We start from the raw sequence: 10,072 nt of genomic DNA, 5'->3' as shown, positions 1-10,072 counted from the left end.
CGAAAACGGCGCCAAGGCCGTTGCCGAGGAGGCCACCAAGCGCGTCGTGGCCCCGGAGTTCTTCGCGCGGCATTCGATCGCGGACCTCGAGAGCAGGCCGGAGTATTGGCTGTCGCAGCAGGGCCGGCTGACGCATCCGATGGTCTTACGTCCGGGCGACGATCACTATCGGCCGATCAGCTGGGAGTCGGCCTACCAGTTGATCGCCGACGAGCTGCGCGCGCTCGATGACCCGAACCGGGCGGTGTTCTACACCTCAGGGCGCACCAGCAACGAGGCTGCGTTTCTCTATCAGCTGATGGTGCGGTGCTTCGGCACCAACAACCTGCCGGACTGCTCGAACATGTGCCACGAGTCCTCCGGAGCGGCGCTGAGCGAATCGATCGGCATCGGCAAGGGCTCGGTCACCGTCGAGGACGTTGTCAAGGCTGACCTGATCGTCATCGCCGGGCAGAATCCGGGCACCAACCATCCCCGGATGCTGTCGGTGCTGGAGAAGGCCAAGGCCAATGGTGCCCGCATCGTCGCGGTCAACCCGCTGCCGGAGGCCGGGCTGATCCGGTTCAAAGATCCGCAGAAAGTGCACGGGTTGCTCGGACATGGGGTCCCGATCGCCGACGAATTCGTGCAGATCCGCATCGGCGGCGATATGGCGCTGTTCGCCGGGCTGGGCCGGCTGCTGCTGGAGGCCGATGATCGGGCGCCGGGCAGCGTGGTCGACCGGGACTTCATTGCCGCACACTGTGCGAATTTCGAAGCGTACGAGGCGAATACGCGCGCAGTCGATCTCGATACCGTGGTGGACGCGACCGGAGTCGACCGCCAGCAGCTGCAGCGGGTCGCCGCGCTGCTGGCGGCATCGCAGCGCACGGTGGTGTGCTGGGCGATGGGGCTGACCCAGCATCGCCATGCGGTGCCGATGATCGCCGAGATCACAAACGTGCTATTGCTGCGGGGCATGATCGGCAAACCGGGGGCCGGGGTGTGCCCGGTGCGTGGACATTCCAATGTCCAGGGCGACCGCACCATGGGCATTTGGGAGCAGATGCCCGAGTCGTTTTTGGCGGCGCTGGACCGCCGCTTCGGGATCGACAGCCCGCGCGAACACGGCCTGGACACCGTCAATGCCATCAGGGCCATGCGCGACGGCAGGGCAAAGGTGTTCATGGGTATGGGCGGCAATTTTGCGCTGGCCACACCGGACACCACTGTCACCGAGGCAGCGTTGCGTAACTGCTCGCTGACGGTGCAGGTGTCGACGAAGCTAAACCGCAGCCACCTAGTGCACGGTGCGACGGCGCTGATCCTGCCGTCGCTGGGCCGCACCGACCGCGACATCCAAAACGGCGTCAAACAGCAAGTTTCCGTTGAGGATTCGATGTCGATGGTGCACCTGTCCCGGGGGAGTCTCCATCCGCCCAGCGACGGGGTGCGCAGCGAGGTGACCATCGTCTGTCAGCTGGCCCGCACGCTGCTCGGGCCGGGACACCCGGTGCCGTGGGAGAGGTTCAACACCGACTACGACACCATCCGCGACGCAATCGCCGACGTGGTGCCCGGCTGCGAAAACTACAACACCAGGGTGCGCCAGCCCGACGGTTTCCAGCTGCCGCATCCGCCTCGGGATTCGCGCGAATTCCCGACCAGTACAGGTAAAGCCAACTTTGTCGTGAATCCGCTGCAGTGGGTGCCGGTGCCGCCGGGGCGGCTGGTGCTGCAGACGCTGCGAAGCCACGACCAGTACAACACCACGATTTACGGGCTGGATGATCGCTACCGCGGAGTCAAAGGCGGCCGCAGGGTGGTGTTCGTCAATCCGGCCGATCTGGCGGCGTTCGGCCTGCGCGAGGGTGATCGCGTCGACCTGGTTTCGGAGTTCGCCGGCGAAGACGGGCAGCTGCAGGAGCGGCGGGCGAAAGACTTTATGGTGGTCGGGTATCAGACACCTGTCGGCAACGCCGCCGCTTACTATCCCGAAACCAATCCACTGGTAGCGTTGGATCATGTTGCGCTGAAGTCGAATACGCCGGTGTCCAAGGCGATCGTCATCCGGTTGGAGCCGGCCCAATGGGCCGGGTAACGGCGCGCCGCCGCGCCCAGCACGTCAGCGCCGACAACGCGGTCGACCGCCCCGAGACACTGGTCGTGGAGGAGCCGCTGGAGATTCGCGTCAACGGCACGCCGCTCGCCGTCACGATGCGCACACCGGGCTCTGATGTCGAACTGGCGCAAGGCTTTTTGTTGACCGAGAGTATCATCGCCCACCGCGACGACGTAGTCAGCGCACGGTACTGCCGCGGCGACGGCCCCGACGGCACCAACACCTACAACGTCTTGGATGTGTCACTGTCACCCGGTGTCGCGACGCCAGATGTCACCCGCAACTTCTACACCACTTCGTCGTGCGGGGTATGCGGCAAGGCATCGCTGGACGCGGTGCAGTTGATCAGCCGCTACTGTCCGGGCGACGACCCCTCCACCATCACCCCAGAAGCCTTGTCGGCCATGCCTATCCGGCTGCGCGACGAGCAGGCGGTGTTTGCCAGCACCGGTGGCCTGCACGGGGCTGCCCTCTTCGCCGTGGACGGCACCCTGCTGGCGGTGCGAGAAGACGTGGGACGCCACAACGCCGTCGACAAGGTGATCGGATGGGCCTTGGAGCACAACCGGATTCCGCTGACCGCAACCGTCCTGCTTGTCAGCGGCCGCGCGTCGTTCGAGATAAGCCAGAAGGCGGTGATGGCCGGCGTCCCGGTGCTGGCCGCGGTCTCCGCGCCGTCGTCGTTGGCGGTCGACCTGGCCAGCCAATCGGGGCTGACACTGGTGGCGTTCTTACGGGGCACGTCGATGAACGTCTACAGTCGCCCTGACCGGATCCAGGTGAATCCGGTGCGCGGTGGGCACTCGTCGGCGAAAAGCCGCTAGGACAACCAGCCGTAAGTACCGTCACGCCGGCGACCGGTCAGCGGCGCGCTGGCGGGCTCGGAAGGCTTCGACCTTGGCGCGATTGCCGCAGGTGGTCATCCCGCACCAATGCCGGTTCTTCGCTCGCGACGAGTCCACGTACAGGCGTGTGCAACGCGGGTGCGCGCAGCGTTTGACGCGCTCGATGTCGGCTCCGGCGAGAAGGTCGAGCAGGTCTGCGGCCAGGGTCGCGAGCAGTTGCGACGTGCTGCCCTCACGGCGGACAGATCCGGTCCGGTGCAATCGCGGCGTAAGCCTGCGTTGGCTTGCCTGCTCGTTGAGCAGGTCGACGTCGCCGGGTTTGGGTCGGCGGTGTTCGAGGCGGGCGGTGGCGGTCCGATAAATGGCCTCGCGCAGCGCGATCGCGTCGGCGAGCTCGTCGGCAGTCACGGGGATGGCCGCATCGAGTAACCCCGCCTGAATTGCCCATTCCGATAACAGTTCGGGTTGCGTCAACAGCTCTTCGGAGGCTGAGCTTTCTCGAAATTTCAGCGTGCCTGCGAAGTCAAGGCTGGGCCGTCCGCTCACAAAAATGAACTTCACGTAACCACCTTGACAGGTTTCACTGATGGGTGCAAGCTGTAACCGTCTAAGCCGGTTACGACAATGACCTCAAGCGGGGTGAACGAAAAGCGCGTTTCGGCCGTCTTAGCGAGTAACCAGCTGGTCTATCTGGCAGTGGAAGGCGAAAGGAGCCAACCGAAATGGATCTCGACCGCATCACTCATCCGCTGAGGTTGGCCAAAGGATCCCACCTGCCCGGATCAGGCAAAGGGTGTGCAATGAACGTGATTTCCTACATCAACGGCGATGCGCAGATCACCGACTTCCCGTCCTGCTCGGCCCGTCCACTGACGGCCCTGGTTCAAGCGTGCAACGACCTGCTGGCCGGGCCCGACGGTTATCTGTCACCAGAGAACAGCGTGCTCGCCCTTGACCTCGCCTGGCAGACCGTGGGAACCGCTGATGCTCCTGACAGCGTCGTACACGCCTGGCTAGCCGACTTGTTGGCCCACCCGAGCTGGGGAGTCGTTCGGTACGCCAAACTCAGTTCGATCAAAGCGATCGTGGACATCGCCGACCTGCATCGAGCCGCTGCGTCGGGCGATATGCCGCCCCTCGCGAAGTGCGAGGCTGCCGAGCGCGCCGCCCGTGCTACCAGCTCGTCGCTGGAAGGCCCCGCATGGTATGCCGTCCGGGCCGCATGCGAGTCGACCGCGCTTGTCGACAGCCACCTTCGGGTCACTGTCGAGGAAGTGACGTCGCACGCGTTGCGTGCCCACGCCATGGCACGCGAAGGGACGATGGCAAGCCGCATCGTCGAGCTCACCCGTCAGGCAATCCGCTCGTGGCGTGAATTGGCCGGGCTCGACAAGGCCGACAACATCCGTTCAGCAACCGTCGACAGCGCGCCCAGGCTTAGCGCGGTGCCGGCCTAAGTGTCGGCCCAGGGGGCGGCCAACTGCGCTAAGCCGTTCGCGGCTCAGTCGTCGATGTGCGTCGGCGGGTCGGCGAAGGCGAGGTCAACAGGGTGCTGGTCAGGACCCATCGCAGCGCTTGTCGGGCACGAGGTAAGAACTCATACCGCTAGGAACCAAGCGGGTAACCGCCACGCAACGTTGCCAGGTGCCGTCAGGCTGGACGGGTCCATCGCACTTGCTGAGTACGGATCCTCCGTACTGGCAGCCGGCGCTGGCCCGCGGCGCTGAGGCGATGAGTTCTGCGGCCATCAGTAGTGCAGCGACTCCTGCCACGATGCAGCCCTTCATTGTTGCCTGCTGTCACGTGGCTGCTGGGGCGAAGGCTCGGCACATACCGTCGACAGCCCAGCCGATGACGCTACCGCTTATGTAATTGGGTTTCGCTGCTTTCGAGGTCGTCCAAGGAACGGCTACGGCCGTCAAGCTGTGGATAACGGCACCACACGCCGCAATTGCGTCACATGCTTGGGCGACAGCTCCTCCAGGCAGGTGACGCCGAGCAGCCGCATGGTGCGGGTCAGCTGACCGGACAGGATGCCGATAGCGCGCTGCACGCCGGCCTCGCCGCCGGCCATCAACCCGTACAGGTACGCCCGGCCGATCAGGGTGCACCGCGCACCGAGCGCGATCGCGGCGACGATGTCGGCGCCGGACATGATTCCCGTGTCCAGCAGGATCTCGGTGTGGCCGCGGAACTCGCGTGCCACCGGGCGCAACAGATGAAATGGTACCGGGGCCCGATCGAGTTGGCGGCCACCATGATTGGACAACACGATGCCGTCGACACCGATCTCTACCGCGGCGCGGGCGTCGTCGAGGCTTTGGATTCCCTTGACCACGAGCTTGCCGGGCCACTGGGTCTTGACCCACGCCAAATCGTCGAACGTGACGCTCGGGTCGAACATGGTGTCGAGGTATTCGGCGACGGTGCCCGGCCAGCGGTCCAGCGACGCGAACGCCAATGGCTCCGTGGTCAAGAGGTCGAACCACCACCGCGGGTGGACAACAGCGTCGAGCACGGTGCGCAGCGTCAACGACGGCGGGATCGTCATCCCGTTGCGGATGTCGCGTAGCCGCGCGCCGGCGACCGGTACGTCAACGGTGACCAGCAGCGTGTCGAAGCCCGCCTCGGCGGCTCGCCGCACCAACGCCATCGACCGATCGCGGTCGCGCCACATATAGAGCTGAAACCACTTGCGGCCCTGAGAAATAGCGTCCGCGATGTCCTCGATCGAGGCGGTGCCCAGCGTCGAGAGCGCGAACGGGATTCCGGCCCTAGCCGCTGCCCGCGCCCCGGCAATCTCGCCTTCAGTGTGCATCAACCGGGTAAACCCGGTCGGCGCGATCCCGAACGGCAACGCGACCGGTCGGCCGAGGACATCCCAGCCGGTCCGAACGCTGCTGACGTCGCGCAGGACTGCGGGGTGAAACTCGATGTCGCGGAACGCCTGTCGCGCACGGTCCAACGAAATCTCGTCTTCGGCGGCGCCGTCGGTGTAGTCGAACGCCGCCCGCGGTGTGCGTCGTTTGGCGATGCGCCGCAGGTCGTCGATGGTCAGTGCGGCGTCGAGCCGCCTTTGGGTGCGGTCGAGTCGGGGTTTGCGGAAGCGGATCAGCGGCGTAAGGTCGCGGACTTTCGGAACCCGTCTGTGCAACCGTGGTGACATGGAATCCGACACCGACCCCTTCGATCTGCAGCGTTTTCTCGACGCGCAGGCTCGCGTTTATCACACCGTAGTCGAGGAGCTGCGCGCTGGCCGCAAACGCAGCCATTGGATCTGGTTCATCTTCCCGCAGGTCTCCGGGCTGGGCAGCAGCCCAATGGCCGCGCGGTATGCGATCTCCTCGCTGGACGAGGCCCGGGCCTATCTAACCCACGACGTGCTCGGCCCGCGGCTACGGGAATGCACGCGGCTGGTCAACGCAATACAGGGCCGCTCGATCCATGACATCTTCGGCTCTCCCGACGACCCCAAATTGCGGTCGTCGATGACGCTCTTCGCCCACGCCGCCCACGACAACAAGGATTTCGTCCCGCTGCTCGACAAGTACTACGACAGCGAGGAAGACCCGCTGACGCTCCAGCGGCTCAGGTAGGCCCTCCGAGAGGGCGCAGTATTCGCCAGCCGTGTGGTTCGACCACCACCGCGTCGACAACTTCCTGGGGCGGCGCCGTTGACCCGGCTAGCACTTCGGCACGCGAAACACCTACCTGCAGCGGAGCGTCATCGATGTTGAGCGCCACGATCAGGGCGTCGTCGCCGCAGCGCGTCTGGTACACGTAGTGCCGGTTATCGAGCCGCAACGCGGTTGTCGACGCGGCATGCAGCCACGGGTGGCGCCGGCGCAGTCCGATGAGGTACTGGTGCAGCGACCATAACTGCGCCCCGCGTGCGTCGACCGGAACCGGGGGAGAGCCGAACTCCGGACGCACCGCGTCGTCGCCGCCGAACCGCTCCTCCTTGACGCCGCGATAGCCGAACTCGTCACCGGCATACACGCTGGGAATGCCGCCCACCGTCATCTGAATCGCGAGGGCAACCGCCACGTGATCGGGGTTCTCGAGCTGGCTGGCGATGCGGGTGACGTCGTGATTGCCGATGAAGGTCAGCGGCGCGAAGCTGGCCAGAAAGGTGTTGTGCCGTTGCAGTGCCCAGTCCAGCTCGTAGAAATTCCCGTCGTTGAGGCTGCTCCAAATCGCCTTCCACAGTTCGTATTGAGTGGCCGAGTCGAAGCGGGCCTCTGCCACCACGGCCGCGTAGTCGCCGTGGATGAGCTCGCCCAGAAACCAGGCGTTCGGGTGGCTGTCGCGGACCCGCGGCAGCACGTCCGCCCAGAACCGGTGCGGCACAGCGTAAGCCGCGTCCAAGCGCCAGCCGTCCGCACCGCGCCGCAGCCAATACCGCGTGACGTCGACGGTGTAGTCGGCGACTTCTGGGTTGTCGTGGTTCAACGTGATCAGATCGCCATGGCCTTCGAAGACATGAAAATGGCCGGGGCGTCCACGAAACCAGCCCGCTGACGCATCGTCGTGCAGCGCCTCGCGGTACCGCGGGAAGTCAACGCCGACGTGGTTGAACACGCCGTCGAGCAGCACCCGCAGGCCGCGTCGGTGCGCTTCGCTGACCAGGTGGTCGAAGTCGCCGTCGTCACCGAGGCGCGGATCGATGCGGTAATGGTCGGTGGTGTCGTAGCCGTGTGTGCGCGAGGCGAAAATCGGCCCTAACGCGATCCCGGATGCGCCCAAGGCGATCGCGTGGTCGAACCACTCGGCAATTCGCCGCAGCCGGTGTTCGCCTGAATCCGGCGGCTGCTGTGCGGGAAAGGCGCCCACGAAACCGAGCGGATAGACCTGCCACCAGATCACGTGATCAACCCACGAAGGCACGGCCGGAAGTCTACGGGCCGAATTGGAGGTCAGCTGACGCCAGCCAGCGCCTCGGCACTGGTGACCGCTTGCGCCACCCCCGCGACAGTCGCCGCGGCCTTCAACGCCTCCAAGATCGCTTCCCGGTCCACTCCCGCTTCGCGCAGGGTGCGCTCGTGCGCGTTAAGACAGTCCGGGCACCCGTTGATCGACGACACCGCCAACGACCACAGCTCGAAACTGACTTTGCCCACACCGGGATTGGCGATGATGTTCATCCGCAATCCGGGCCGCAGGTCGTCATACCGGCCCTCGAGGAAGCCGCGGGCACGATAGAACACATTGTTCATCGCCATGATGGCCGCCGCGCCCAACGCGGCTTGATAGGCCTCGGCGGACAGGTGATCGGCCGCCTCCGCGCCAATCTCAGCCAGCACCTGCGCGTTTCGCGTCGCGGCCGCACTGGCCAGCAGTGTGCCCCACAGCTGCTCTTCGCCCAGCGCTGTGGTGCGGGTGATCGAGCCCAGGTTGAGCTTGAGGTCCTTGGCGTACTCGGGCAGCGCGGATTTGAGGTTGTCGATGCTCATGCGCCGCTCCTCCTCATCACTTCGTTCTGCATCGTCGCCGGCGCGGCTCATGCGCCGCTCCTCCTCATCACTTCGTTCTGCATCGTCGCCGGCGCGGCTCATGCGCCGCTCCTCCTCATCACTTCGAGCTGCGCACCGCTTACGCCGACTTCTTGAGTAGTTCGCCGGCGTCGATGGTCGGATCACCCTTGCGCCAGTTGCAGGCGCACAGCTCGTCGGACTGCAGGGCGTCGAGCACACGCAGCACCTCGTCGACGTTGCGGCCCACGGAACCGGCCGTCACCGAAACGAACTGGATTTCGTTGTTGGGGTCGACGATAAAGGTGACCCGGTCGGCCACACCGTCGTCGTTGAGCGCTCCGGTAGCCGCAACGAGCTCGCGCTTGATGTCCGACAGCATCGGGAACGGCAGCTTCTTGAGATCCTCGTGCTGGATGCGCCAGTTGAAGTGCACGAACTCGCTGTCCACCGAGACACCCAAGACCTTGGCATCGCGGACCTCGAACTCGTCGTTCAGCTTGCCGAAGGCGGCGATCTCCGTCGGGCACACGAATGTAAAGTCCTTCGGCCAGAAGAAGATCACCCGCCACTTTCCCGGGTAGTCGTCGCTGGAGATGGTGGTGAAGTAGTCGCCGGGCTGCTGGGCGTCGACCTTCGACAGATCACCGCCAATCAATGCGGTGAGCCGGTAGGCGGGGAACTGGTCGCCAATGCTCAACAGGGCCATGTCGCTCCTCAAGTTCAAGATCGGATTTACTCACCACCATCCTGCCGAAACCGCACTTAGAATTAAAGGTGATATATCCCACTATACTCATAGGTATGACCGATAAGAGTTATCAACCGACCATTGCCGGCCTGCGTGCGTTTGCGGCGGTGGCGGAAAAGCAGCACTTCGGCAGCGCAGCAACCACTCTCGGTGTCAGCCAGTCGACGTTGTCGCAGGCGCTGGCGGCCCTGGAAATCGGCCTGGGCGTCCAGCTGATCGAGCGGTCGACACGTCGTGTCTTTTTGACACCCGAGGGCAGGGAGCTTCTGCCACACGCTCAAGCAGTGATCGATGCTGTGGACGGGTTCACCGCGGCCGCGGCCGGGACAGCCGATGCGCTGCAGGGCAGCATGCGGCTGGGGCTGATCCCCACGGTAGCCCCATACGTACTTCCGACGGTGCTGGGCGGGCTTGCCGATCGGCTGCCAGGGCTGACGTTGCGGGTGGTCGAGGATCAAACCGAACGGCTGCTGGCCGCGTTGCGCGGAGGCACGTTGGATGCCGCGCTGATCGCCTTGCCGGCCGAGACCAGCGGAATTACCGAGATACCGATCTACGACGAGGATTTCGTGCTTGCACTACCGCCGGGGCATCCGCTGTCCGGCAAGCGACGAGTACCGCCGGCGGCGCTGGCGCAGCTGCCGTTGCTGTTGCTCGACGAGGGCCACTGCTTGCGCGATCAGGCGCTGGACGTGTGCCACAAGGTCGGTATCCGGGCCGAGCTGGCCGACACCCGGGCCGCGTCGCTCGCGACGGCGGTGCAGTGCGTCACCGGAGGGTTGGGCGTGACGTTGATTCCGCAGAGCGCGGTGCCCGTCGAGGCGGCGCGCAGCCGGCTCGGCCTGGCGCAGTTCGCGCCGCCCCGGCCGGGGCGGCGGATCGGCCTGGTCTTTAGATCCTCGCG

General features: G+C 65.3%; 9 protein-coding genes and 2 pseudogenes (1 of these 11 cut by a window edge). 5 read left to right on the top strand and 6 right to left on the bottom strand.

Annotated features, from left to right (window positions below):
• Positions 1–2,080, top strand: a pseudogene (locus ACFE99_RS11120) (FdhF/YdeP family oxidoreductase) (it extends 260 nt beyond the left edge of the window).
• Positions 2,068–2,925, top strand: coding sequence for a formate dehydrogenase accessory sulfurtransferase FdhD (gene fdhD, locus ACFE99_RS11115; protein WP_375485175.1), 858 nt, complete (start codon positions 2,068–2,070; stop codon positions 2,923–2,925). The pseudogene ACFE99_RS11120 and the gene fdhD overlap by 13 nt, the downstream one beginning before the upstream one ends.
• Positions 2,926–2,946: 21 nt before the next feature.
• Here the strand turns inward: fdhD and ACFE99_RS11110 are convergent, their stop codons facing one another.
• The gene (locus ACFE99_RS11110; protein WP_375485173.1) at positions 2,947–3,507 is read right to left on the bottom strand and encodes a CGNR zinc finger domain-containing protein; all 561 of its coding nucleotides are present in this window, start codon (positions 3,505–3,507) and stop codon (positions 2,947–2,949) included.
• 161 nt (positions 3,508–3,668) lie between these two features.
• Here ACFE99_RS11110 and ACFE99_RS11105 point away from each other — a divergent pair, with 161 nt between their 5' ends.
• Positions 3,669–4,403, top strand: coding sequence for a hypothetical protein (locus ACFE99_RS11105; RefSeq protein ID WP_375485171.1), 735 nt, complete (start codon positions 3,669–3,671; stop codon positions 4,401–4,403).
• Between the two features lie 44 nt (positions 4,404–4,447).
• Here the strand turns inward: ACFE99_RS11105 and ACFE99_RS11100 are convergent.
• A pseudogene (locus ACFE99_RS11100) lies at positions 4,448–4,733 on the bottom strand (hypothetical protein).
• A gap of 131 nt (positions 4,734–4,864) precedes the next feature.
• On the bottom strand, positions 4,865–6,112 hold the full coding sequence (locus ACFE99_RS11095; RefSeq protein ID WP_375485169.1) for an alpha-hydroxy-acid oxidizing protein: 1,248 nt from the start codon (positions 6,110–6,112) through the stop codon (positions 4,865–4,867).
• On the opposite strand from ACFE99_RS11095, the gene ACFE99_RS11090 reads away from it, so the two are divergent.
• Positions 6,111–6,542 carry a DUF1810 domain-containing protein gene (locus ACFE99_RS11090; protein WP_375485167.1) on the top strand — a complete coding sequence of 144 codons (432 nt, stop codon included), beginning with the start codon at positions 6,111–6,113 and terminating at the stop codon, positions 6,540–6,542. The genes ACFE99_RS11095 and ACFE99_RS11090 overlap by 2 nt on opposite strands.
• Here the strand turns inward: ACFE99_RS11090 and ACFE99_RS11085 are convergent.
• From ACFE99_RS11085 to ACFE99_RS11075, 3 genes are all read right to left on the bottom strand, one after another.
• Positions 6,535–7,833 (bottom strand): alpha-amylase family protein, encoded by a 1,299-nt coding sequence (locus ACFE99_RS11085; RefSeq protein WP_375485165.1) that lies wholly within the window; start codon positions 7,831–7,833, stop codon positions 6,535–6,537. The two genes, ACFE99_RS11090 and ACFE99_RS11085, sit on opposite strands and share 8 nt — an antisense overlap.
• A gap of 29 nt (positions 7,834–7,862) precedes the next feature.
• Positions 7,863–8,399: a carboxymuconolactone decarboxylase family protein gene (locus ACFE99_RS11080; RefSeq protein WP_375485193.1), complete on the bottom strand. Its 537-nt coding sequence runs from the start codon at positions 8,397–8,399 to the stop codon at positions 7,863–7,865.
• Between the two features lie 139 nt (positions 8,400–8,538).
• Entirely contained in the window at positions 8,539–9,126 is a 588-nt protein-coding gene (locus ACFE99_RS11075; protein ID WP_375485163.1) for a peroxiredoxin, read from the bottom strand.
• A gap of 95 nt (positions 9,127–9,221) precedes the next feature.
• Here ACFE99_RS11075 and ACFE99_RS11070 point away from each other — a divergent pair.
• The coding region (locus ACFE99_RS11070; protein ID WP_375485161.1) for a hydrogen peroxide-inducible genes activator at positions 9,222–10,072 on the top strand (851 nt) is incomplete at its 3' end.

This window comes from uncultured Mycobacterium sp., assembly GCF_964249325.1.
Classification (GTDB): domain Bacteria; phylum Actinomycetota; class Actinomycetes; order Mycobacteriales; family Mycobacteriaceae; genus Mycobacterium.
Note: the sequence above shows the minus strand (reverse complement) of the source record. Positions and strands in the feature narration are given on the sequence as shown.